This window comes from Microbacterium sp. MEC084, from assembly GCF_004514465.2.
Taxonomy (GTDB): Bacteria; Actinomycetota; Actinomycetes; order Actinomycetales; family Microbacteriaceae; genus Microbacterium.
The window spans coordinates 72,665-95,075 of sequence record NZ_MYFP02000001.1; the positions used below are offsets into that span (position 1 = coordinate 72,665).

Here is a 22,411-nt window from a genome sequence, read left to right on the forward strand (position 1 = left end):
TCCATTATCGGCGGCGGCGCAGGAGCGCCAGGAACATCGCGTCGGTGCCGTGGCGGTGCGGCCACAGCTGCGCATGCCCGGCACCGCTCTCGGGGACCGGCAGGTCGAGCGCGCCGCGCGACACCCGGCGCAGCACCGCCCGCGCGTCGAGCTCCTCGACCGCGTCGCCGAGCTCGTCCCGCACCTGGGCCACGATCGCGGCCGTCTCGGCGAGGTGCGGCGAGCACGTGACATAAGCGACGACGCCGCCCGGCTTCAGGGCGCCGATCGCCTCGCGCAGCAGGCCGGTCTGGATCTCGGCGAGCTCCGCGACGTCCGACGGCTGCTTGCGCCAGCGCGCCTCGGGGCGGCGGCGCAGCGCGCCGAGCCCCGTGCACGGCGCGTCGACGAGGATCCGGTCGTAGACGCCGCGATTCTCGGCGGCCAGCTCGCGTCCGTCGCGCTCGTGCACGACGACCTCGAGCGGCACCGCCTCCAGCGCGCGCCGCACCAGGCCCGCGCGGGCCGGCACGAGCTCGTTGGCCTCGAGCCGCGCGCCGTGTGCGAGCGCCTCGGCCGCGAGCAGGGCCGTCTTGCCGCCGGGGCCGGCGCAGAGATCCAGCCACCGCTCCCCCGGCTCGACCGGCGCGTGCCGGCTGAGCGCGAGCGCGACGAGCTGCGAGCCCTCGTCCTGCACGCGCACGGTGCCGCCCGACTCCCGCACCAGCGGCTCGGGGTCGCCCGAGCGCAGCCGGAAGCCCACGGGCGAGTACGCGGTGCGGAGTCCGTCAGGCTCGGCGAGCCCCGGCAGCGCCGCCATGGTCACGCGGGGCGACACGTTGTCGGCATCGAGCAGGTCGTCGAGCTCGTCCGCGCGTCCCTCGGCCGCGAGGGCGCGGCGCAGCGCGCGGACGATCCAGACCGGGTGCGCGGCCTCGAGGCCGATGCGCTCGTCGTCGGAGCGCGCGGTGTCCGCGACCCGCGCCATCCACTCGCCCGGTCTGTCGCGGGCGACGCGCCGGAGCACCGCGTTCGCGAAGCCCCCCGCGCCCGCGCCCGAGGCCTCGCGGGCGAGCGCCACCGACTCGTTCACGGCCGCGTGCGACGCGACGCGCGTGGCCATGAGCTGATGCACGCCGAGGCGCAGCGCGTCCAGCACGGGCGGGTCGATCGACGCCGCGTCGCGGTCCGCCGCCGCGGTGATCACGGCGTCGTAGGTGCCGAGGCGCCGCAGCGTTCCGTACGTCAGCTCCGTCGCGAGCGCGGCGTCGCCGCCCGACAGGCCGGCGCGCTCCAGCTCGCGCGGCAGCAGCAGGTTGGCGTATGCGTCGGATTCGTTCACGGCGCGCAGCACGGCGTAGGCGGCGCGCCGCGCGGGCTGGACGAGCGTGCGCGGTCCGCCGGGTGCGCGGCGGGGCCGCGCGGAACCGGGCGCGGACCGGCGGGGGCGCGCGCCTCCGTCGCGGTGCTCGACCATCATCGGGTCGCCTCGGGCGTCTCGAAGACGACGTCGGCGCGCGTGCCGCGCGCCCAGGCGGCGGCGTCCATCGCGGCCTTGCCCGCGGGCTGCACGCGCTCCACCAGGATCGGCTCGGTGCCCGTGCCGACCAGCACGCCGCGCTTCACCGCCCGCGCCCGGCCGGGCGGCAGCGGCTCCTCCGCGTCCGCGTCCGCCGGCCGCGCCGCGAGGATCTTGAAGCGCGCTCCGTCGAGCAGCGTGTGCGCGCCCGGCTCGGGGGTCACGCCCCGGAACCGGTCGAGGACGCGGTCCGCGGGCTCGCGCCAGTCGAGCAGGCCGTCGTCGATCGACAGCTTGGCGGCGTGCGTCGCCTCGCCCTTCTGTGGCACCGCGACCGCCGTTCCCGCCGCGATGCCGTCGACGACGTCGGCGAGGAGTCCCGCTCCGAGATCCGCGAGCGCCTCGAGCACATCGCCCGCCGTGGCGTCCGCGGGCACGTCGTAGCGCAGCTCGTCGAACACGTCCCCGGCGTCCAGCTCCGGGACGAGCCGGAACACTGCGGCCCCCGTCACGCGGTCGCCGGCCATGAGCGCCCGCTGCACCGGCGCCGCCCCGCGCCAGCGCGGCAGCAGCGAGAAGTGCAGGTTGATCCAGCCGTGCGGCGGCAGCGAGAGCAGCGGCTCGCGCACCAGCCCGCCGTAGGCGACCACGACCGCGAGCTCCGGGTCCAGCGCCGCGATCCGCTCCGTCGCCTCGGCGTCGAGCCGGGCCGCCTTGATCACGGGCAGGCCGAGCTCCTCCGCGGCGGCCGCGACGGGTGACGGGGTGAGCACGCGCTTGCGTCCGAGGGGCGCATCGGGACGGGTCACGACCGCGGCGATGTCGTGGCCGGCGGCGTGGAGGGCGTGTAGCGACGGCACCGCCACCGACGGGGTCCCGGCGAACACGATCCTCAGCCGCGGAGCTCGTCGATCAGTGGTCATCCGCATCCCTCGCCTCGCGCGCCACGGAGCGGGCGCATTCACAGTTCGGGCTCGACGATGTCGAGCCTCGCCGTAAGCATATTCCGCGGCGCCCGGGACCTCGCCGAGCCCTTGCGCGCCGAGCGCGCGCTCACGGCCTCCGAGACGACCGACGCGCGCAGGCTGGTCGCGACCGCGGCGCCTCGCGCGTAGTCGAAGCGCACCAGCGCACGCGCGCCGGGCCAGCCCTGCCGGTCGATCGGCACCGGCCCGAGCACGGCGTCGGCGGCGAGCTCGGGCACGTCGGCCCGCAGGGTGGCGAGCGCCCGGTCGACCGCCGAGACGTCGCCCTCGAGGCGGGCCACGCGCGCGGTGGGCGGCATCCGCAGCGGCGCGCGCTCGTGCAGCTCGGCGCGCGCGTAGGACGCCTGGGTCCAGGTCGCGAGGGCGCGGGCGACCGCGCCGGTGACGCCCACCAGGTGCACGGGGGCGTCCGGCGCCGCCAGGGCGGCGGCATTGGACCACCAGCGCAGGCAGGACTCGCCGATGCGCAGCTCGGGCGCCTGCAGCATGCGGTCGCCGTCGAGCAGCAGCACGGCGCGGTACCCGCCCTCGGCGATCGGCTCCGCCCCGCGCGTGGCGACCACCAGCGAGGGGCGGGCGTCGACCTCGCGCACCGGGTGCGCGCCGTCGGCCACGATCACGCGCACGCCCGGGAAGGCGCGACCCAGCTCGTCGGCCGTGCGCTCGCTGCCCGAGGATGCCAGGCGCACGCGCGGCGACGAGCAGGCCGGGCACGTCCAGGCGGTCGCCGACCGGCCGCACCACCCGCACACGGGAGTGGCGCCGCGCCCGGGCGCGTGGAGCGGCCCGCCGCAGTGCCGGCATCGCGCCGGCGCGCGGCAGTCGGCGCACACGAGCGTGGGCGAGTACCCGGGCCTGGCCACCTGCACGAGGACCGGCCCCTCGGCGAGCCCCTCGCGGGCCGCGCGGAACGCCGCAGACGGGATGCGCGCACCGGGCCGCTCGCTCTGCGTCACCGCGCTGAGGACCACGCGCGGCGCGTAGCGGCGCGCGGGCGGGACGTCCTCGACCCATCCCACCGCGACCAGCCGCTCGACGTCCGTCGACCTGGTGTGCCCCGCGAGAAGAAGCGCCGGCTTCTCCCCCGTCTCCGGGTCCGCGAGCTCCCGGCGGACGAGCGCGGCGTCGCGCGCGTGCACGTACGGCGCCAGCGGCTCCTCGAGCAGCGGATCGCCGTCGTCCCAGAGGGCGAGGAGGCCCGGCCGGGCGACCGGCGCGTACACGGCCGACCGGTTGCCGACCACGACGCACGGCGCGTCCTCCAGCGTGCGCAGGAATCCGCGGTACCGCTCGGGCCCGGTCTGTCCGGCGTCGTGACGCACCACGGCGTCGTCCGGGAGCAGCGCCGAGAGCGCGGCGTGCAGCAGGTCGAGATCCCGGTGATCGGGAACCGCCAGCACGGCCGAGCGTCCCGCCGCGAGCGTGGCGGCCGCCGCGGCTGCGAGGACCGAGGTCCATGCCGGCCGCGCGCCCTCGAGCCGCGGCGGCGCGTCCAGCGCGATCCGCCCGCCCGCGGCGATCCTTTCGGCGAGGCCGGGGTAGGCGTCGAGCACCGCGCGAGCCGTCTCGAGGGAGTCCGCCGCGACGACCGGGGCCGGCGCGCGCTCCCCCGCGAGCCACTGCTTCTCGACGCGCACCTGGCGCTTCGGGATCGCCAGCCGCAGGATGTCGACGGCGGAGCCCGCCGCGCGATCCGCGACCCGGCGCGCGAGCGTGTAGAGCCGCTCCGGCAGCACCGCCGCCGTCGATACGACCGCGTCGATCTCCGAGAGCGCGCGGTCCCCGTCGGACTCGTCGCCCACCTCGACGACGTAGCCGTCGACCACGCGCCCCGCGGTGCGCAGCGGCGCCTTGATCCGCACGCCCGGCACGGCCTGCTCCCGCAGCTCGTCCGGGATCGCGTAGTCGAAGAGGCGATCGAGCTGCGGCAGGGGCGAGTCGATCAGCACGCGCGCGACGCGCCGCGGCATCCGGCTGTCTCCGGTCAGAGCCCGGCGGCGCGGCGCAGCTCGTCGACCCGCGTGGTCTGCTCCCACGTGAAGTCCGGCAGCTCGCGTCCGAAGTGCCCGTACGCCGCGGTCTGCGCGTAGATCGGGCGCTTCAGATCCAGCGCCTCGAGGATCGCGGCGGGGCGCAGGTCGAACACCGACCGGATCGCGTCGACGATCGCGTCGTCGGAGACGCGGCCCGTGCCGAAGGTCTCGACGTACAGGCCCACGGGGTTCGCCTTGCCGATCGCGTACGCGACCTGCACCTCGAGCCGATCGGCCAGGCCCGCGGCGACCGCGTTCTTGGCGACCCAGCGCATCGCGTAGGCCGCCGAGCGGTCGACCTTGGAGGGGTCCTTGCCGCTGAACGCGCCGCCGCCGTGACGCGCGGCGCCGCCGTAGGTGTCGATGATGATCTTGCGGCCCGTGAGGCCCGCGTCGCCCTTGGGGCCGCCGGTCACGAAGGGGCCCGCCGGGTTGATGTAGAGCTTGACGCCCTCGTGGTCGAGGCCGGTCTGCTCGAGCACCGGGCGGATGACGAGCTCCTCGATCTCGCCACGCAGCTCGTCCTGGGTCATCTTCGGGTGGTGCTGCGCCGAGATCACGACCCCGTCGACGGTCTTGGGCGTGAAGCCCTCGTAGCCGAGCGTGACCTGGGTCTTGCCGTCGGGCCGCAGGAACGGCATCTCGCCGTTGCGCCGCACCTCGGTCAGCCGCTCCGCCAGGCGGTGCGCGGTCCAGGCGGCCATCGGCATGAGCTGCGGCGTCTCGTTCGTCGCGAAGCCGAACATGATGCCCTGGTCCCCCGCGCCGAGCGCGTCGTACGCGTCGGACGAGCCCTCGCGGATCTCGAGGGCCTTGTCGACTCCCGCGGCGATGTCGCTCGACTGCTCGCCGACCGAGACGCTCACACCGCACGAGTCGCCGTCGAAGCCCATGTCGCTCGACGTGTAGCCGATGCGGTTGATGACGCCGCGGACGATCGCCGGGATCTCGACGTACGCCTCCGTGCGGATCTCGCCCGCGACGTGCACGAGGCCGGTCGTGACGAGGGTCTCGACCGCCACGCGGCTCTCGGCGTCCTGCGCCAGCAGACCGTCGAGGATGCTGTCGGAGATCTGATCGCAGATCTTGTCCGGGTGCCCCTCCGTCACGGACTCTGACGTGAAAAGCCGAAGGCTCATGTGCTCTCCTCAAATGAAAGGCGGTCGCCGCCTATTCTGGCGGCGACCGCCGACACCGTGCGGTCCTCGGCGCGGAGCGCGAGTGTGCTGTTACTCCGCGTGACGCAGGCGCAGCTTGTCCTGGTGGATCTCGTGCAGCGCGATCGTGAGCGGCTTGTCCTCGACCGACGAGTCGACCAGCGGGCCGACGTTGTCGAACAGGTTCCCCTCGTGCAGGTCGGTGTAGTAGTCGTTGATCTGGCGGGCGCGCTTGGCGCCGTAGATCACGAGCTGGTACTTCGAGTCGACCTTGTCGAGCAGCTCGTCGATGGGCGGGTCGATGATGCCCTTGTTCTCCGTGGTCATGCGGAACCTCCTGTGCGGGCGACGGCAGTCGCGGGAAGACGGTCGGGGCCGGGCGCGGCCGCGTGGGCACGCGGCGATCAGCGCTCGGACGCCTGCGTCAAGTCTACGACCTGGCGCGCGGCGGTGGCGACGTCCTCGTTCACGATGTGGAAGTCGAACTCCCCCTGCGCCGCGAGCTCCACCTTGGCGGTGCGCAGCCGGCGGGCGCGCTCCTCCTCGTCCTCGGTGCCGCGACCGACGAGTCGGTTGACCAGCTCGTCCCAGCTCGGGGGCAGCAGGAACACCAGCGACGCGCTCGGCTCGGCGGCGCGCACCTGGCGGGCGCCCTGCAGGTCGATCTCGAGCAGGACGGTGCGCCCCTCCGCCAGCGCGCGGTCGATCGGGCCGCGCGGCGTGCCGTAGCGGTGCTTGTTGTGCACCACCGCGTGCTCGAGAAGCTCGCCCTCCGCGATCATCCGGTCAAACTCGGCGTCGTCCACGAAGTAGTAGTGCACGCCGTCGACCTCACCCGGGCGCGGCGCGCGGGTCGTCGCCGACACCGAGACCAGGATCTCGGGGTGCTCCTCGCGGATGCGGGCCGAGACCGTGCCCTTGCCGACCGCGGTCGGACCGGCGAGCACGAGCAGCCGGCTGCGACCGGGCCGCGGCCGCGGCTCGGGCATGCGGCGGTCGAGCCACTCCTGCAGCGCGGCGCGCTGCCGCGTGCCGAGGCCGCCCAGGCGCTTGACGGGCGAGATGCCCAGCTGGGTCAGGATGCGGTCGCGCTTGCCCTCGCCGATGGCCGGCAGGGCCGTCAGGAAGTCCGGCACGCGCAGGGTGCCGGCGGGCGACGCCGGATCGGCGACCGCGCGGCGCAGCACCTCCTGCGGCGTGACGACACGGGTCGCGAGGTCGCGCTTGAGCGACGCGCGGGCGCGTCGGGCGGCGACGGCCTTGCGCGAGGCGGCGGCGCGGTCCACCTCCGGCGGCCGCTGCGAGCTCGGTGCGGCGTCAGACATCGGGGGTCTCCCCTCGGGCGGGTGACGGGGCGGCGGGCGGGTAGGAGGCGGCGGCCGCGGCGATCGCGTCGGCGATCCCGTCGGGTCCGGCCGACAGGATGCTGCGGCTCTCGCTCGCGATCACGGCGGGCGCCATGGGCCCGTAGATGGAGGCGAGCCGATCAGCGCGCGCGCCCTGGTGGCCGAAGCCGGGCGCGAGGATCGGGGCGAGCGGCGCGAACGGCGCGAGGCCCGCCTCGGCCCAGTCGACCGTGGCGCCGATCACGAACCCGATGCTCCCCCACGCGCCGTCGGCGATCGCGGCCGCGTTGCGGTCCGACACCTCGGCGACGATCTCGGACGACACCGTGGCGCCGCCGGCCGTGACGGCGCGCTGCAGCGCGGTCGCCTCGGGGTTGCTGGTCGCGGCCAGCACGAAAGCGCCCTTGCCGTGGGCGTGCGCGAGGTCGAAGGTGCCCGCCAGGGCGCCGACCCCGAGGTAAGGGCTCACGGTGAGCGCGTCCGCCTCGAGCGGCGCGCCGGGCGTCAGCCACGCCGCGGCATAGGCGTCCATGGTCGAGCCGATGTCGCCGCGCTTGGCGTCCGCGATCACCACGAGCCCGGCCGCACGCGCGGCCGCCAGGACGTCTTCGAGGGCCGCGAGCCCCGCCGATCCGTGGCGCTCGAAGAACGACACCTGCGGCTTCACGAAGCCCGCGCGCGTCGCGGCGGCCTCCACGACGCGCAGGCCGAACTCGCGCACGCCCGCGGCGTCCGCGGCCAGCCCCCACGCCGCCAGCAGAGGCTCGTGGGGGTCGATGCCGACGCAGAGGTGCCCGTGCCGCCCGATCGCGGCGCGGGCGCGCTCCCCGAACGTCGTCACAGCCGTCCCCGGATCATCGGGCCGCCACCGCCTCCGGCGCGGCGGCCGTCCGGCCCTCGCGCTCGGCGGCGTACTCCTGGAGGCTCTTGACGCGGAAGCCGTCGGCCATGGTCTCCATGGCGCTCACGGCGGCGCCGAGCGTCGCGATCGTGGTGAACAGCGCCTTGTCGCCGCCGACCGCGGCCGCGCGGATCTCGTAGCCGTCGGCGCGCGCCGACATGCCGCTCGGCGTGTTCACGATCATGTCCACGCGGCCCGCGTTGATCAGGTCGACGATGTTCTCCTCGCCGGTCTCCTGCGTCGCGCTGTACTTGCCCACGACCTCGGCGCGGATGCCGTTGCGCAGCAGGATCTCGGCCGTGCCCTCCGTCGCGAGGATCGTGAAGCCGAGCTGCTGCAGGCGGTGCGCCGGGAGCAGCACGTCCCGCTTGTCGGAGTCGGCGACCGAGATGAACACGGTGCCCCCGAGCGGGATGCCGCCGTACGCGGCCGCCTGGCTCTTCGCGAACGCGGTCGGGAAGTCGCGGTCGATGCCCATGACCTCGCCGGTCGAGCGCATCTCCGGGCCCAGCACGGAGTCCACGATCTGGCCGTCGCGGGTGCGGAAGCGCTTGAACGGCAGCACCGCCTCCTTGACCGACACCGGCGAGTCCATCGGGACGCGCGAGCCGTCGACCGCGGGCAGCAGCCCCTCGGTCCGCAGCGCGTCGATCGTCTCGCCCGCCATGATGCGCGCGGCGGCCTTGGCGAGCGGGATGCCCAGGGCCTTGGACACGAACGGGACGGTTCGGCTGGCGCGCGGGTTCGCCTCGATCACGTAGAGCACGCCGGCGCTGATCGCGAACTGCACGTTCAGCAGGCCGCGCACACCCACGCCCTGCGCGATCGCGAGCGTCGCCTGGCGGACCCGGTCGATCTCGGTGCGGCCGAGCGACATGGGCGGCAGCGCGCAGCTGGAGTCGCCCGAGTGGATGCCGGCCTCCTCGAGGTGCTCCATGACGCCGCCGATGTAGAGCTCGTGGCCGTCGTAGAGCGCGTCGACGTCGATCTCCACGGCGTCGTCGAGGAACCGGTCCACGAGCAGCGGGGCGTCGGGGCCGATGATCGCGTGCTCCGCGATGCGCACGAAGTAGTCGCGCAGGCTCGCGGTGTCGTACACGATCTCCATGCCGCGTCCGCCGAGCACGAAGCTCGGGCGCACCAGCACCGGGTAGCCGATCTCCTCGGCGATGCGCACGGCCTCGGCCTCGTCGGTCGCGGTGCCGTTGCGCGGGGCGACGAGCTCGCCGCGCTCCAGGATCTCGCCGAACAGCTTGCGGTCCTCGGCGAGGTCGATCGCGGCGGGGCTGGTGCCGAGGATGCGGTATCCCGCCGCCTCGATGCCCTTGGCCAGGCCCAGCGGCGTCTGGCCGCCCAGCTGGCACACGACGCCGTGGATCTCGCCCGACAGCGACTCGGCGTGAAGCACCTCGAGCACGTCCTCGAGCGTCAGCGGCTCGAAGTACAGGCGGTCGGAGGTGTCGTAGTCGGTCGAGACGGTCTCGGGGTTGCAGTTGACCATGACGGTCTCGTAGCCGGCGGCCGAGAGCGCGAACGACGCGTGCACGCACGAGTAGTCGAACTCGACGCCCTGGCCGATGCGGTTCGGGCCCGATCCGATGATCACGACCTTCTTGCGGTCGGAGGGCGTGACCTCGGTCTCGAAGTCGTAGCTCGAGTAGTGGTACGGCGTGAGCGCGGGGAACTCGCCCGCGCACGTGTCGACCGTCTTGTAGACGGGGCGCAGGCCGAATCCGTGGCGGATTCCGCGGACCTCGACCTCGCTCAGGCCGCGCAGCTGCGCGATCTGGGCGTCCGAGAAGCCGTGCTCCTTCGCGAGGCGCAGCACGCGCTCGTCGAGCCGGTCGGCGTCGGCGACCGCCTCGGCGACCTCGTTGATCAGCACGATCTGGTCGAGGAACCACGGGTCGATCGCGGTGGCCTCGAACGCCTGCTCGACCGTGGCGCCCTTGCGCAGCGCCTGCTGCACGAGCACGATGCGGCCGTCCGTGGGCGTGCGCGCCTCGAGCAGCAGCTCGTCGACCGAGCGGGGCTCGTCGCCCCAGTGGAAGCTCGAGCCGCGCTTCTCGATCGAGCGCAGCGCCTTCTGCAGCGCGGTCGCGTAGTTGCGGCCGATCGCCATGGCCTCGCCGACCGACTTCATGGTCGTGGTGAGGGTCGGGTCGGCGGCCGGGAACTTCTCGAACGCGAAGCGCGGCACCTTCACGACCACGTAGTCGAGCGTGGGCTCGAACGACGCGGGGGTCACGCCCGTGATGTCGTTGGGAACCTCGTCGAGGCGGTAGCCGAGCGCGAGCTTGGCGGCGAGCTTGGCGATCGGGAAGCCCGTGGCCTTCGAGGCGAGCGCCGACGAGCGAGACACGCGGGGGTTCATCTCGATGACGATGATGCGGCCGTCGGCCGGGTTGACGGCGAACTGGATGTTGCAGCCGCCGGTGTCGACGCCCACCGCGCGGATGATGTCGATGCCGATGTCGCGCAGCTTCTGGTACTCGCGGTCCGTGAGCGTGAGCGCCGGGGCGACCGTGATCGAGTCGCCCGTGTGGACGCCCACCGGGTCGACGTTCTCGATCGAGCAGACCACGACCGTGTTGTCGGCCGTGTCGCGCATCAGCTCGAGCTCGTACTCCTTCCAGCCGAGGATCGACTCCTCCAGGAGCACCTCGGTCGTGGTCGACTCGCGCAGGCCCTGGCCGGCGATGCGGCGCAGGTCCTCCTCGTCGAACGCGAAGCCCGAGCCGAGGCCGCCCATCGTGAACGAGGGGCGGACGACCAGCGGGTAGCCGAGCTCGGCGGCGCCGGCGAGCACCTCGTCCATGGTGTGGGCGATCACGCTGCGCGCGACGTCGGCGCCGGCGTCGAGCACCAGCTGCTTGAAGATCTGGCGGTCCTCGCCCTTCTGGATCGCCTCGACCTTCGCGCCGATCAGCTCGACGTCGTACTTCTCGAGGATGCCGCGCTCGTGCAGGGCCATGGCGGCGTTGAGCGCCGTCTGGCCGCCCAGCGTCGGCAGGATCGCGTCGGGCTTCTCCTTGGCGATGATCGTCTCGATCACCTCGGGGGTGATCGGCTCGATGTACGTCGCGTCGGCGAAGTCGGGGTCGGTCATGATCGTGGCCGGGTTCGAGTTCACGAGGATGACGCGGACGCCCTCCTCGCGCAGCACGCGGCACGCCTGGGTGCCCGAGTAGTCGAACTCGCAGGCCTGACCGATGACGATCGGGCCCGATCCGATGACGAGGACGGAGGAGATGTCGTCGCGCTTAGGCATTCGCGTCCTTCTTGCTGAGGTGCTCCACGACCATGTCGCGGAATCGGTCGAAGAGGTAGTTGGCGTCGTTCGGGCCGCCCGCGGCCTCGGGGTGGTACTGCACCGAGAAGGCCGGGATGTCGAGGGCGCGCAGGCCCTCCACGACGTTGTCGTTGAGGCCGACGTGGCTGACCTCGACGCGGCCGTAGCCGGCGGGGCTGTCGAACTCGCCCTCGAGGGGCGCGTCGACCGCGAAGCCGTGGTTGTGGGCCGTGATCTCGACGCGACCCGTGAGCTTGTCGCGCACCGGCTGGTTGATGCCGCGGTGCCCGAAGGGCAGCTTGTAGGTGCCCAGCCCGAGCGCGCGGCCGAGGAGCTGGTTGCCGAAGCAGATGCCGAAGAAGGGCAGGCCCTCGTCGAGGACGCCGCGCAGCAGCTGCACGTGGCCCTCGGACGCGGCGGGGTCGCCCGGGCCGTTGGAGTAGAACACCGCGACCGGGTCGATCGCGAGCAGCTCCTCCTTGGTGACGCTCTGCGGCAGGACGTGCACCTCGAAGCCGCGGCGCGCGAGGTTGTTCACGGTGGCCTGCTTGATGCCGAGGTCGATCACCGCGAGGTTGCCGATCTTCTCGCCCTCGGCGGGGGTCACGGCGGCGACCTCGACCGACACCTGGCCGGAGAGGTTCTGTCCGGTCATCTGCGGGGCCTCGTTCACGAGGCGCAGCTGCTCGTCGGCGTCCAGGCCCGCGGCCTCGCCCGAGAAGATGCCGCCGCGCATGCTGCCGGCCGAGCGGATGTGGCGCGTGATCGCGCGCGTGTCGATGCCGCTGATGCCGACGATGCCGTCGCGCTCGAGGGCGTCGTCGAGCGACTCCTCCGCGCGCCAGTTCGAGACGACGCGCGAGGGGTCGCGCACGATGTAGCCGGCGACCCAGACGCGGCGCGACTCGGGGTCCTCCGTGTTGACGCCCGTGTTGCCGATGTGGGGCGCGGTCTGGAGCACGATCTGGCCGGCGTAGGACGGATCCGTCAGGGTCTCCTGGTAGCCGGTCATGCCGGTGGTGAAGACCACCTCGCCGAGCGTGGTGCCGCGCGCGCCGTACGCGTGGCCGGCGTAGCGCGTGCCGTCTTCGAGGACGAGGACCGCAGGGTCCCGGTCCAGCAGCGAAGTGCGGTCGAGCAGGGATGTCATCACAGGGCTCCCGTCGGGGTGGAGGCGGAGTCGGTGCGCAGGCGGTCGACCTTGGCCACGAGGGCGTCGGGGTCTCCGTCCTGCAGACGCAGATAGGTGTCGCAGACCGTGCCGTCGTCGGCGGTCCAGGCCAGCAGCACGAGGCCGTCGGGCTCGACGACGCGGTCGATGGTCCAGGTGGCGCGCCCGATGCCCGCGATGCGCGGGGCGTCGATGAAGACCGTGGGCTCGCCGGGCATGTCGAGCGCGACGCCCGCGGAGGTCACGGAGACCTGCACGCGCGAGCGGTACGCCAGGTGCCGCACGCCCAGGCGGTCGAGGGGCGCGTCGTGACGCGTGGTGGCCACGTAGAGCCCGCCGAAGACGGCGCGGGGCTCGCCTCGCACCGGCCCGACGGGTGCGGCGACGCCCGCGTCGCGGCGGGCGCGGCGGCGCCAGCCCCACAGCATCAGCGCGATCAACGCGAGCGCGATCCCCGCGAACACGAGGACGGTGACCTCGCCGCTCACGCGGTGCCCCCGAGCTCGACCAGCTCGCCGTCGGCGAGCGTGACGTAGCCGCGGTGGATCGTCCACCGGACGCTGCCGGGCAGCTCGCGTCCGAGGTACGGCGAGTTGCGGCTGCGGCCGCGCAGGTCCTCGAGGCCGAACTCGCCGCCGCGCGACGGGTCGTACAGCACGACCTCGGCGGGCGCGCCCGCGACCAGGTCGGTGCCGTGACCGTCGAGGCGTCCGATGCGCGCGGGCGTCTTGGACATCACGCGCGCGACGCCCGCCCAGTCGAGCAGGCCGGTCTCGACCATCGACTGGTGCACGACCCGCAGCGCGCTCTCGAGCCCGACCATGCCGTTCGCGGCGGCCTGCCACTCGCACGCCTTGCTCTCGGACGGGTGCGGCGCGTGGTCGGTCGCCACGATGTCGATCGTGCCGTCCGCGAGGCCCTCGCGCACGGCCTCGACGTCCTCGGCGGTCCGCAGCGGCGGGTTGACCTTGTAGCGCGCGTCGTAGTCGCGCACGAGCTCGTCGGTCAGCAGCAGGTGGTGCGGCGTGACCTCGGCCGTGACGTCGATCCCGCGCTTCTTGGCCCAGCGGATGATGTCGACCGAACCGGCCGTCGACAGGTGGCACACGTGCAGGCGGGAGCCGACGTGCTCGGCGAGGAGCACGTCGCGGGCGATGATCGACTCCTCGGCCACGGCCGGCCAGCCGGCCAGTCCCAGCTCGGCCGACACGACGCCCTCGTTCATCTGGGCGCCCTCGGTCAGGCGGGGGTCCTGCGCGTGCTGCGCGACGACGCCGTCGAAGGCCTTCACGTACTCGAGCGCGCGGCGCATGATCAGCGGGTCCCACACGCAGAAGCCGTCGTCGCTGAACACGCGCACCTTCGCGCGCGAGTCCGCCATGGCGCCGAGCTCCGCGAGCCGCTCGCCCTTCTGCCCGACCGTGACCGCGCCGATGGGCTGCACCGTGGCGTAGCCGGCCGCCTCGCCGAGCGCGAGCTCCTGCTCGACGACGCCCGCGACGTCCGCGACCGGCGAGGTGTTCGGCATCGCGAACACCGCCGTGTAGCCGCCCGCGGCGGCCGCGCGCGTGCCGGTCAGGATCGTCTCGCTCGCCTCGTAGCCCGGCTCGCGCAGGTGGGTGTGCAGGTCGACCAGGCCTGGCAGCGCGATCAGCCCGTCGGCGTCGATCACGCGCGCGCCGGCGCGGGACAGGCCGCTGCCGACCTCGGCGATCCGGCCGTCCTGGATCAGCAGGTCCGCACGGTCCCCGCCCTCGATCGCCGCTCCGGTGATGAGGAGCACCTCGCTCATCGCTCCTCCTCCGTCGTTCGCTCCGCGTTCGTCCGCTCCCCCGCCAGCAGCAGGTAGAGCACCGCCATCCGCACGGACACGCCCGCCTTGACCTGCTCGAGCACGGTCGAGCGGGGCGAATCGGCCGCCTCGGCGGAGATCTCCAGGCCCCGGTTCATGGGTCCGGGGTGCATCACAATGCTACCGGCCGGCAGGGCCGCCAGCCGCACCGGGTCCAGCCCCCAGCGGCGCGAATACTCCCGCTCAGAGGGGAAATACGCGGCATTCATGCGCTCGAGCTGGATCCGGAGCATCATCAGGGCGTCCGGGCCGGCGGCGATCGCCTCGTCGAGGTCGTACCGGACGGTGACGGGCCACAGCGAGATGTCCTGCGGCAGCAGGGTGGGAGGCGCGACGAGCGTCACCTCCGCGCCGAGCGTGTGCAGGAGCCAGACGTTCGAGCGCGCGACGCGGGAGTGCAGGATGTCCCCCACGATCGCGACCCGGAAGCCCTCGAGGTCGCGGCCGCGGCTGTCGGCCCCGTACCGGCGCTTGCGCATGGTGAACGCGTCGAGCAGCGCCTGCGTGGGGTGCTCGTGCGTGCCGTCGCCGGCGTTCACGACACCAGCGTCGATCCATCCGCTCGTCGCGAGCGTGCGCGGGGCGCCCGACGCGCCGTGCCGGATGACCACGGCGTCGGCGCCCATGGCCTGCAGCGTCTGGGCGGTGTCCTGCAGGCTCTCGCCCTTGGACACGCTCGAGCCCTTGGCCGCGAAGTTGATCACGTCGGCCGAGAGTCGCTTCGCGGCGGCCTCGAACGAGATGCGCGTGCGGGTCGAGTCCTCGAAGAACAGGTTGACGACGGTCTTGCCGCGCAGCGTGGGCAGCTTCTTGACCTCGCGGGACTGCGTGTCGGCCATGTCCTCGGCGACGTCGAGGATGCGGATCGCGTCCTCCCGCGCGAGCGTGCGGGTGTCGAGCAGGTGCCTCATGCACCGGCCTCCTCGGTGCGGCCGGCGGGCGTCTCGATCGACACGCCGTCCTCGGCGCCGTCGACCTCGGAGAGGCGCACGTTGACGCGCTCGCTGCGGGCGGACGGCAGGTTCTTGCCGACGAAGTCGGGGCGGATCGGCAGCTCGCGGTGCCCGCGGTCCACGAGGATCGCGAGGCGCACGGCGGCGGGGCGTCCGATGTCCTGCAGCGCGTCGAGCGCCGCGCGGATGCTGCGGCCCGAGAACAGCACGTCGTCCACCAGGACCACGACCTTGCCGTCGATCGGGGCAGGGATGTCGGTGGGGTGCGGCGTGCGCGTCGGGTGCTTCGCCAGGTCGTCGCGGTACATCGTGACGTCCAGGGCGCCCACCGGGACCGCGACGCCCGCGAAGCGCTCGATCAGCGCGGCGAGCCGGCGGGCCAGGGTGACGCCGCGGGTCGGGATGCCCAGCAGGATCAGATCGTCGGGGCCCTTGTTGGACTCGAGGATCTCGTGTGCGATCCGAGTCAGGGCCCGCGCGATGTCGGCGTCATGCAGCACAGTGCGTTCGGTCGCGCGCGTGCTCATCGGCCTCTCCCTTCTCCGCCTCACGGGACGGTGTTAAAGGTGCAGGTGAGTTCATCTTACAGCTCGCTTCGCTCGCACGCGGCTCCACAGGCCGGGCTTCATCGCCACACAACGCGAAAGGGGCCGGACCCCGAAGGATCCGGCCCCTTTCGACGCGGGGCGTCAGGACGAGCGGGCGACGCGCGCGAGCACGCCGTGCACGAACGCGCCCGAGTCGTCCGTCGAGAACTCCTTGGCCAGCTCGACGGCCTCGTCGATCGCGACCGCCGTCGGGACGGCGTCGTTGAAGAGGATCTCCCACGTGGCGATCCGGAGCAGGGCGCGGTCCACCGTGGGCATGCGCTCGAGCTTCCAGTCGCGGCTGTGGGTGGTGATCTGCTCGTCGATCTCCTCGGCGTGGTCGATCACGCCGTCCACGATCTCGCGGGCGTAGAGCCACGACGCCTGGCGCGCCGGCTCCGACGCGGCGCGCTTGGCCTCGGCCGCGAGGGCGACCGCCAGGTCGTCGCCGCGCACGTCCGCGGAGAAGAGGATGTCGAGCGCGCGCTTGCGTGCCTTGGTCCGCGCGCTCACTTCTCGCGGCCGAGGTACTCGCCGGTGCGGGTGTCGACCTTGACGCGCGTGCCGGTCTCGAGGAACAGCGGCACCTGGATCTCGGCACCGGTCTCGACCGTGGCGGGCTTGGTGCCGGCCGACGAGCGGTCGCCCTGCAGGCCCGGCTCGGTGTAGGTGATCTCGAGCACGACCGACGCGGGCAGGTCGACGTAGAGCGGCGTGCCGTCGTGGGTCGCGATCGTGACCTCCTGGTTCTCCAGGAGGAACTTCGCGGCATCGCCGACCGTGGCGGCCGGCACGTTGATCTGGTCGTAGTCCTTCGCGTCCATGAACACGAAGTTCTCGCCGTCGTTGTACAGATACGTGAAGTCGCGACGGTCGACGTTCTGGATGTCGACCTTGGCGCCCGCGTTGAACGTCTTGTCGACGACCTTGCCGGTCACGACGTTCTTGAGCTTGGTGCGCACGAACGCGCCGCCCTTGCCGGGCTTGACGTGCTGGAACTCCACGACGCTCCAGAGCTGTCCGTCGATCGAGAGCACGACGCCGTTCTTGATGTCTGCGGTGGATGCCATGGGATTCCGTTCGTTCGATTGAGGCGCGCGCCCGGATGGATCGGGGACGCGGAAGTACGTGGCCGGAAGCGACCGAAGGTCGAGTCTATCGTGCCCCGCCGGGCCCGCCGGGAGCGGATGCCCAGGTCAGCGCGGCGTCCAGCGGCGGCGGCACGCGGTCCAGCGGGACGGCCTCGGCGAGCAGCCGCCCGTACCGGTGCTTGCGGCCGGCGCGCACGCCGAGGAACCGGTGCAGCACCCGCTCGTCCGGCCACGCGCGCTGGGCGGGCATCTGCCGCAGCCGCTCGAACGAGCGCCGCTCCCACTCGGCGTCCACGACCGCCATCACGCCGTCAACGCCGAGGGCTCGGATGAACTCGTCCTCGAGATCCGCCTCGCACCGGAAGAACCCGGCGGCCGGCAGGGCGGATGCGTCACGCCCGATCCGGATCAGCGCATCGCGCACGAAGCGCTCCTCGGCCACGTCGTACACGCCTCCGGCCCGCAGACCCGCGGCGTGTGCCGCGATCAGGTGCCGGCCGACCGCCTGGATGCCCGCCATCGCGACGACGTCCGCCCCGTCGAGCGCGAGTCCGCGGCGAGCGTGAGCAGCGCGGCCCGGTCGCTTTCACCCTCGACCAGGAGGAGCGTGCGCGCGGCGGGGCCCGTGGCCATGTCAGGCGTGGTTCCGGCCGGAGTCCTGCGCGGCGAGACGCACGGGCGCGTTGAGCGCGCCGAAGCCATCGTAGCCGCTGCGCCGCTCCACGAATTCCCAGAACGCGCGCCCGGGCGCGGAGGCGTAGAAGTGCAGGTACTCGCCGGTGGCGTCGCGGTCGTACAGCACGTTCAGCGACCGCAGCTCGGCGATCGTGTCGTCCGGCAGGTCGAAGCGCGCCTGCAGGTCCTCGTAGTAGTTGGCCGGGATCGACAGGATGTCGAGCCCTCGCCCGCGGCCCTCGCGCGCCAGGCTCACGGCATCGCGGCAGCGGAACGCGACGTGCTGCGTCAGGCCGCTCCCGGCGCCGCGCTCCGCGACGATGGGCGGCGCCACGTTGAGAGGCATCCGGATCGCGCGGTCGGGGGTGCGGAGCACCCGCGACTGGACCAGACCGCGGGGGCTCGCCACGTCCGTGCCCCCGGCGGGCTCGAGCGAGAAGGCCGCACGGTAGAACAGCACGGTCTCGTCGATCACCTGCCACGGCTGCGTGAGGCTCACGTGATCGATGCTGGTCACCTCGCCCTCGGTCGTCGGGTCGCCGTCGACGAACTCCGCCGTCCATGCCGGCTCGTCTTCGGAGGCGCCGTACCAGTACACCTCGGTGCCGTCGGGCGCCGTGACGGCGACGAGCGTCTCCTCCGAGGCGTGCGCGCGACGGTAGGCGAACGGCGTGCGCAGCTCGCGCGCACGCGCCGTCTGAGCCGCGGCGTCGGCGACCGCGAAGCCGACGGCCGCGACATGGGGGGCGAGGTCGCGCGCGTGCTGCTCGTTCAGGATGACCCGCGCCTCGCCCGCGCTCCACAGCACGACGGGCTTGGTGCGGTGCCGGCCCCGGCGCGTGAACCCCGCCGCCAGCAGCATCGCCTCGACATGCGAGGTGTCCTCGGCCTTGATCTCGACGAAGTCGAACGACGTGGGCGGTGCGGCCGGCGTCAGCGGGCGCACGTCGTCCCGCGCGGATGCCGCCCCGTCGGCCGCGGCTTCCTGGGCGAGGGCGTCCTCGAGCCAGCGCAGCGATCGCCGCGCGTGGACGGCCGTCTGCCGTGCGTCGGTCTGACGGAACGTGTCGTTGAACACCTCCAGCGACAGCGGGCCCGTGTAGCCGGCGCGCAGCACATGGCCGACGAAGCGGCGCAGATCGAAGTCGCCCTCACCGGGGAACAGCCTGTGGTGCCGGCTCCACGACAGCACGTCCATCTCGAGCGCGGGCGCGTCCGCCAGCTGCAGGAAGAAGATCTTCTCGCCCGGGATCTGCTCGATACCGGACGGGTCGTGGCCCTTGGACAGCACGTGGAACGAATCCAGGCACACGCCGACCGCGGGGTGATCGGCGAGCTGGACGATGCGCCAGGCGCGGCGGTAGTCGTCGACGAAGCGGCCCCAGGCCAGAGCCTCGTACGCGATCCGCACGCCGTATCCCTCGGCGAGCTGTCCGAGCCGGCGCAGCTGGCTCGCGCTCACCTCGTCGTCGTCGAGGGTCGCGGTCGCGACGTTGCTGCAGCACAGCACGAGGTCCATGCCGAGCCGGTGCATGAGCGCGAACTTCGCCTCCGCCCGGCGCAGCACGTCCGCGAACTGCTCCTCGCTCACCCCTTCGACGTCCCGCATCGGCTGATACAGGTCGAGGGTCAGCCCGAGGCGCATCGCGAGCGCGCGCACCTCCTCCGGGCTCTCGGGAGCGGCGACGAGATCGGGCTCGAAGATCTCGACCCCGTCGAATCCCGCCTCGGCGGACGCGTGCAGCTTCTCGGTCAGCGTGCCGCTGAGGCACACCGTGGCGATCGACGTCTTCATCCGCCGCAATGTACCACGTGGTTCATTGCGGGGACAGGTCCGCGGGTGCGGAAGCGGCGCTCGGATAGTCTGTGCCCGTGCCCCCGAAGCTCCGAGACGCCGACCGCACCCGCGCCGAACTCCTGGCCGTCGCGACCGAGGTCTTCGCGAGCGAGGGGTACTCGGGCGCCCGGGTCGACGACATCGCCGAGCGCACCCGCACGACGAAGCGGATGATCTACTACTACTTCACCAGTAAAGAGGGCCTGTACCTCGCCGTGCTGGAGAACGCGTACCGCGGCATCCGAGAGGCGGAGTCCCGCCTCGACGTAGGTCACGCGGACCCGGTCGAGGCTGTGCGTCGCCTCGCGGAGCTCACGTTCGACCACCACGTGTCGCATGAGGATTTCATCCGGCTCGTCGCGATCGAGAACATCCACCGCGGGGAGTCGATCCGGCGGATCGACCAGCTGCGCTCGCTCGCCCAGCCGGCGAAGTCGCTGCTGGACGACATCCTCGAGCGCGGCCGCGCCGCGGGGGTGTTCCGCGACGACGTCGACGCGATCGACGTGCATCTCGTGATCAGCTCGTACTGTGTGTTCCAGATCGCGAACAAGCACACGTTCGGCTACCTCTTCGATCTCGACTTCGACGACCCGGCCCGCCGCTCGCACATGCGCTCCGTGCTCGGCGACGTCGTCGTCGCCTGGCTCACCGCGCGCTGACGCACGGGCGCGCGGCGCGCATCCCCCGCCGGACTCCGCGTTGACACGGGTGCCGTTCGCGTGCTTCACTCCGTACGTACCGGATAGTACATACCGAAGCGCTCGTCGACGAGCGCCAAGCGAAGGAGCATCGGAGTGGACGCACACGCCTACCTCGTGGGCCTCGTGGGCACCGGCGTCACGCCGTCCCTGACCCCGCCGATGCACATGGCCGAGGCGGCGGCGCTCGGCATCCCCTACGTCTACCGTCCGATCGACATGTCCGTCCTGCGGCTCGAGGCGGGCGACATCGGCGAGATCCTCGACTGGGCCGAGCGCCTCGGGTTCGACGCGCTCAACATCACCCATCCGTGCAAGCAGCTCGTCATCCCGCACCTCGATCACGTCGATCCGGTCGCGGCGGCGCTCGGCGCCGTGAACACCGTGCTGCTCGGGCCCGAGGGGCGCCGGGGCTGGAACACCGACACGACGGGCTTCGAGCGCGCGTTCGTGAACGGGATGCCGGACGCGCCCCGTCGAAACGTCGTGCAGCTGGGCGCGGGCGGGGCGGGCTCCGCGGTCGCGGACGCGCTCACACGCGTGGGGACGGAGCATCTCACGATCGTGGATCTGGATCCCGCGCGTGCCGCCTCCCTCGCCGAGGACGTGCGCGAGCGACGCGGCACGGACGTGGTCCCCGGCGACCCCGCGGACCTGCCCTCGCTGCTCGCGGCGGCCGACGGGGTCGTCCACTGCACCCCGGTAGGCATGGCCGAGCACCCCGGACTGCCCTTCGACGCCGCCCACCTGCGGCCCAGCCTGTGGGTCGCCGACATCGTCTACCGGCCCCTGGAGACCGAGCTCCTCGCCGCCGCGCGGGCGGCGGGCTGCCGCACGCTGGACGGCGGCCGCATGGCCGTCGGGCAGGCCGTCGACGCGTTCGAGCTCATCACCGGCGTCCACCCCGACGCCGATCGCATGAACCGCCACTTCCACCGTCTCGTGAACGAGCACGAGATCCTCGTCTGAATGGAGCACCCCCGATGACCGACACCGCAACGACGCGGAAGACCCCCGTGAAGGCCGCTGTCGCGAGCTTCATGGGCAGCGCCGTCGAGTACTACGACTTCTTCATCTTCGGGTCGGCCGCCGCGCTGATCTTCCCGCAGGTGTTCTTCCCCTCGGCGGACAATGCGGCGCTCGTGATGTCCTTCGCGACATTCGCGTTCGCCTACGTCGCCCGTCCGGTGGGCGCCGTGATCCTGGGCCACTTCGGGGACCGCATCGGGCGCCAGAAGGTGCTTCTGTTCACGCTGCTGCTGATGGGTCTGTCGACGTTCATCATCGGCTGCCTCCCCGGGTTCGATCAGGTCGGCTGGTTCGCCCCCGTCCTGCTGGTGCTGTGCCGCCTCATGCAGGGCCTCTCTGCCGCGGGCGAGCAGGCGGGTGCCTCCTCGCTGACGCTCGAGCACGCGCCCGACGACCGACGCGCGTTCTTCACCTCCTGGACGCTGACCGGCACGCAGGGCGGTCAGATCCTGGCCGCGCTCATCTTCATCCCGGTCGTCGCACTCCCGGACGAGATCAAGTACTCCTGGGGATGGCGGGTGCCGTTCTGGCTCAGCGCGATCGTGGTGCTGGTCGCGTACATCATCCGCCGCTCGCTGCACGAGACGCCCGCCTTCGAGGAGGCCAAGGCGCACGGCGAGGTCGCCCGCGTCCCGCTCGTGCCGCTGCTGCGCGACCACTGGCGCGACGTGCTGCGCGTGATCTTCTGCGCGATCATCGCGGGCGTCTCGACCGTGTTCGGCAACCTCGCGCTCGCGTACGGCAAGGAGGTCGGTCTCGCGGAGAGCCTGACGCTGTGGCTGGTCGTGGTCGCGAACATCGTCGCGCTCGGCACGCAGCCGATGTTCGGCCGGCTCGCCGACCGGATCGGCCGGAAGCCCGTGTTCGTATACGGCGCGCTCGCCTCGGCGGCGCTGATGCCCTTCTACATGCTGTCCATGAGCAGCGGCGCGACGCCCCTGATCTTCGCGCTTGCGGTGCTCACGTTCTCGTTCGGGTACGCGGCGGCGAACGCGGTGTGGCCGTCGTTCTACGGCGAGATGTTCTCGACGCGCGTCCGCTTCTCCGGCATGGCGATCGGCACGCAGATCGGCTTCCTGATGGCCGGCTTCGCGCCCACGATCGTGACGGCCCTCGGCGGGGTCCGCGAGGGCGGCTGGGTCGTGATCAGCGTGTTCACCGCGGTCATCGCCGTCGTCGCCGCGATCAGCGCGCTGACGGCGCGCGAGACCCGCGACGTCCCCACCGAACGGCTCGGCCACCGCGACGCGCACCGGGAGCTCGTGCGCGCGTGACCCCGTGACGACGGAACGCCCGGCCATC

General features: G+C 72.8%; 20 protein-coding genes. 3 read left to right on the forward strand and 17 right to left on the reverse strand.

Annotated elements, in window-relative coordinates; all coding sequences use genetic code 11:
• Nucleotides 1–4 precede the first annotated feature (4 nt).
• The 17 genes from B5M43_RS00370 to B5M43_RS00450 all read right to left on the reverse strand — a co-directional run bounded on the left by B5M43_RS00370 (nucleotide 5) and on the right by B5M43_RS00450 (nucleotide 19,337).
• Nucleotides 5–1,459: an RsmB/NOP family class I SAM-dependent RNA methyltransferase gene (locus tag B5M43_RS00370; protein WP_230667469.1), complete on the reverse strand. Its 1,455-nt coding sequence runs from the start codon at nucleotides 1,457–1,459 to the stop codon at nucleotides 5–7.
• Entirely contained in the window at nucleotides 1,456–2,394 is a 939-nt protein-coding gene (gene fmt / locus B5M43_RS00375) for a methionyl-tRNA formyltransferase (RefSeq protein ID WP_055988439.1), read from the reverse strand. The genes B5M43_RS00370 and fmt overlap by 4 nt, the downstream gene beginning before the upstream one ends.
• 65 nt (nucleotides 2,395–2,459) lie before the next feature.
• The gene (locus tag B5M43_RS00380) at nucleotides 2,460–4,454 is read right to left on the reverse strand and encodes a primosomal protein N' (RefSeq protein ID WP_134745075.1); all 1,995 of its coding nucleotides are present in this window, start codon (nucleotides 4,452–4,454) and stop codon (nucleotides 2,460–2,462) included.
• Nucleotides 4,455–4,468: 14 nt separating this feature from the next.
• Nucleotides 4,469–5,656 (reverse strand): methionine adenosyltransferase, encoded by a 1,188-nt coding sequence (gene metK, locus B5M43_RS00385; protein WP_055988297.1) that lies wholly within the window; start codon nucleotides 5,654–5,656, stop codon nucleotides 4,469–4,471.
• Nucleotides 5,657–5,746: 90 nt separating this feature from the next.
• Entirely contained in the window at nucleotides 5,747–6,001 is a 255-nt protein-coding gene (rpoZ, locus tag B5M43_RS00390) for a DNA-directed RNA polymerase subunit omega (RefSeq protein WP_055988299.1), read from the reverse strand.
• 77 nt (nucleotides 6,002–6,078) lie between these two features.
• Nucleotides 6,079–6,999 carry a guanylate kinase gene (gene gmk, locus B5M43_RS00395; RefSeq protein WP_055988301.1) on the reverse strand — a complete coding sequence of 307 codons (921 nt, stop codon included), beginning with the start codon at nucleotides 6,997–6,999 and terminating at the stop codon, nucleotides 6,079–6,081.
• Nucleotides 6,992–7,861, reverse strand: a complete 870-nt coding sequence (gene pyrF / locus B5M43_RS00400) for an orotidine-5'-phosphate decarboxylase (protein ID WP_055988302.1) — start codon at nucleotides 7,859–7,861, stop codon at nucleotides 6,992–6,994. Before pyrF ends, gmk begins: the two co-directional genes overlap by 8 nt.
• Before the next feature lie 13 nt (nucleotides 7,862–7,874).
• Nucleotides 7,875–11,192, reverse strand: a complete 3,318-nt coding sequence (gene carB / locus B5M43_RS00405; protein WP_134745074.1) for a carbamoyl-phosphate synthase large subunit — start codon at nucleotides 11,190–11,192, stop codon at nucleotides 7,875–7,877.
• On the reverse strand, nucleotides 11,185–12,363 hold the full coding sequence (gene carA / locus B5M43_RS00410; protein WP_134745072.1) for a glutamine-hydrolyzing carbamoyl-phosphate synthase small subunit: 1,179 nt from the start codon (nucleotides 12,361–12,363) through the stop codon (nucleotides 11,185–11,187). The genes carB and carA overlap by 8 nt, the downstream gene beginning before the upstream one ends.
• On the reverse strand, nucleotides 12,363–12,872 hold the full coding sequence (locus B5M43_RS00415) for a hypothetical protein (RefSeq protein WP_134745070.1): 510 nt from the start codon (nucleotides 12,870–12,872) through the stop codon (nucleotides 12,363–12,365). The genes carA and B5M43_RS00415 overlap by 1 nt, the downstream gene beginning before the upstream one ends.
• Nucleotides 12,869–14,176: a dihydroorotase gene (locus B5M43_RS00420; protein WP_055988313.1), complete on the reverse strand. Its 1,308-nt coding sequence runs from the start codon at nucleotides 14,174–14,176 to the stop codon at nucleotides 12,869–12,871. The genes B5M43_RS00415 and B5M43_RS00420 overlap by 4 nt, the downstream gene beginning before the upstream one ends.
• Nucleotides 14,173–15,147 carry an aspartate carbamoyltransferase catalytic subunit gene (locus B5M43_RS00425; protein WP_134745069.1) on the reverse strand — a complete coding sequence of 325 codons (975 nt, stop codon included), beginning with the start codon at nucleotides 15,145–15,147 and terminating at the stop codon, nucleotides 14,173–14,175. Before B5M43_RS00425 ends, B5M43_RS00420 begins: the two co-directional genes overlap by 4 nt.
• The gene (pyrR, locus tag B5M43_RS00430; protein ID WP_055988316.1) at nucleotides 15,144–15,716 is read right to left on the reverse strand and encodes a bifunctional pyr operon transcriptional regulator/uracil phosphoribosyltransferase PyrR; all 573 of its coding nucleotides are present in this window, start codon (nucleotides 15,714–15,716) and stop codon (nucleotides 15,144–15,146) included. Before pyrR ends, B5M43_RS00425 begins: the two co-directional genes overlap by 4 nt.
• Before the next feature lie 162 nt (nucleotides 15,717–15,878).
• Nucleotides 15,879–16,289, reverse strand: coding sequence for a transcription antitermination factor NusB (gene nusB, locus B5M43_RS00435; protein ID WP_134745067.1), 411 nt, complete (start codon nucleotides 16,287–16,289; stop codon nucleotides 15,879–15,881).
• Complete coding sequence (gene efp, locus B5M43_RS00440; protein WP_055988320.1) at nucleotides 16,286–16,846, reverse strand: elongation factor P; 561 nt, start codon at nucleotides 16,844–16,846, stop codon at nucleotides 16,286–16,288. Before efp ends, nusB begins: the two co-directional genes overlap by 4 nt.
• Before the next feature lie 85 nt (nucleotides 16,847–16,931).
• Nucleotides 16,932–17,387 (reverse strand): ATP-dependent endonuclease, encoded by a 456-nt coding sequence (locus B5M43_RS00445; protein WP_134745066.1) that lies wholly within the window; start codon nucleotides 17,385–17,387, stop codon nucleotides 16,932–16,934.
• A 114-nt stretch (nucleotides 17,388–17,501) separates the two neighbouring features.
• Nucleotides 17,502–19,337: a sugar phosphate isomerase/epimerase and 4-hydroxyphenylpyruvate domain-containing protein gene (locus tag B5M43_RS00450; protein WP_134745064.1), complete on the reverse strand. Its 1,836-nt coding sequence runs from the start codon at nucleotides 19,335–19,337 to the stop codon at nucleotides 17,502–17,504.
• A gap of 77 nt (nucleotides 19,338–19,414) precedes the next feature.
• Here B5M43_RS00450 and B5M43_RS00455 point away from each other — a divergent pair, with 77 nt between their 5' ends.
• The 3 genes from B5M43_RS00455 to B5M43_RS00465 all read left to right on the forward strand — a co-directional run bounded on the left by B5M43_RS00455 (nucleotide 19,415) and on the right by B5M43_RS00465 (nucleotide 22,383).
• The gene (locus tag B5M43_RS00455; RefSeq protein WP_205829442.1) at nucleotides 19,415–20,041 is read left to right on the forward strand and encodes a TetR/AcrR family transcriptional regulator; all 627 of its coding nucleotides are present in this window, start codon (nucleotides 19,415–19,417) and stop codon (nucleotides 20,039–20,041) included.
• A 135-nt stretch (nucleotides 20,042–20,176) separates the two neighbouring features.
• Nucleotides 20,177–21,049, forward strand: coding sequence for a shikimate dehydrogenase (locus B5M43_RS00460; protein ID WP_308067627.1), 873 nt, complete (start codon nucleotides 20,177–20,179; stop codon nucleotides 21,047–21,049).
• 14 nt (nucleotides 21,050–21,063) lie between these two features.
• Complete coding sequence (locus B5M43_RS00465; protein WP_134745059.1) at nucleotides 21,064–22,383, forward strand: MFS transporter; 1,320 nt, start codon at nucleotides 21,064–21,066, stop codon at nucleotides 22,381–22,383.
• Nucleotides 22,384–22,411: the final 28 nt, after the last annotated feature.

Bases quoted from the DNA above. Each gene is read 5' to 3' on its own strand.
- B5M43_RS00370 (WP_230667469.1), bottom strand. From the start codon at position 1,459: ATGATGGTCGAGCACCGCGACGGAGGCGCGCGCCCCCGCCGGTCCGCG.
- B5M43_RS00380 (WP_134745075.1), bottom strand. From the start codon at position 4,454: ATGCCGCGGCGCGTCGCGCGCGTGCTGATCGACTCGCCCCTGCCGCAG.
- metK (WP_055988297.1), bottom strand. From the start codon at position 5,656: ATGAGCCTTCGGCTTTTCACGTCAGAGTCCGTGACGGAGGGGCACCCG.
- rpoZ (WP_055988299.1), bottom strand. From the start codon at position 6,001: ATGACCACGGAGAACAAGGGCATCATCGACCCGCCCATCGACGAGCTG.
- gmk (WP_055988301.1), bottom strand. From the start codon at position 6,999: ATGTCTGACGCCGCACCGAGCTCGCAGCGGCCGCCGGAGGTGGACCGC.
- carB (WP_134745074.1), bottom strand. From the start codon at position 11,192: ATGCCTAAGCGCGACGACATCTCCTCCGTCCTCGTCATCGGATCGGGC.
- carA (WP_134745072.1), bottom strand. From the start codon at position 12,363: ATGACATCCCTGCTCGACCGCACTTCGCTGCTGGACCGGGACCCTGCG.
- B5M43_RS00420 (WP_055988313.1), bottom strand. From the start codon at position 14,176: ATGAGCGAGGTGCTCCTCATCACCGGAGCGGCGATCGAGGGCGGGGAC.
- B5M43_RS00425 (WP_134745069.1), bottom strand. From the start codon at position 15,147: ATGAGGCACCTGCTCGACACCCGCACGCTCGCGCGGGAGGACGCGATC.
- pyrR (WP_055988316.1), bottom strand. From the start codon at position 15,716: ATGAGCACGCGCGCGACCGAACGCACTGTGCTGCATGACGCCGACATC.
- efp (WP_055988320.1), bottom strand. From the start codon at position 16,846: ATGGCATCCACCGCAGACATCAAGAACGGCGTCGTGCTCTCGATCGAC.
- B5M43_RS00445 (WP_134745066.1), bottom strand. From the start codon at position 17,387: ATGGCGGGCATCCAGGCGGTCGGCCGGCACCTGATCGCGGCACACGCC.
- B5M43_RS00450 (WP_134745064.1), bottom strand. From the start codon at position 19,337: ATGAAGACGTCGATCGCCACGGTGTGCCTCAGCGGCACGCTGACCGAG.
- B5M43_RS00465 (WP_134745059.1), top strand. From the start codon at position 21,064: ATGACCGACACCGCAACGACGCGGAAGACCCCCGTGAAGGCCGCTGTC.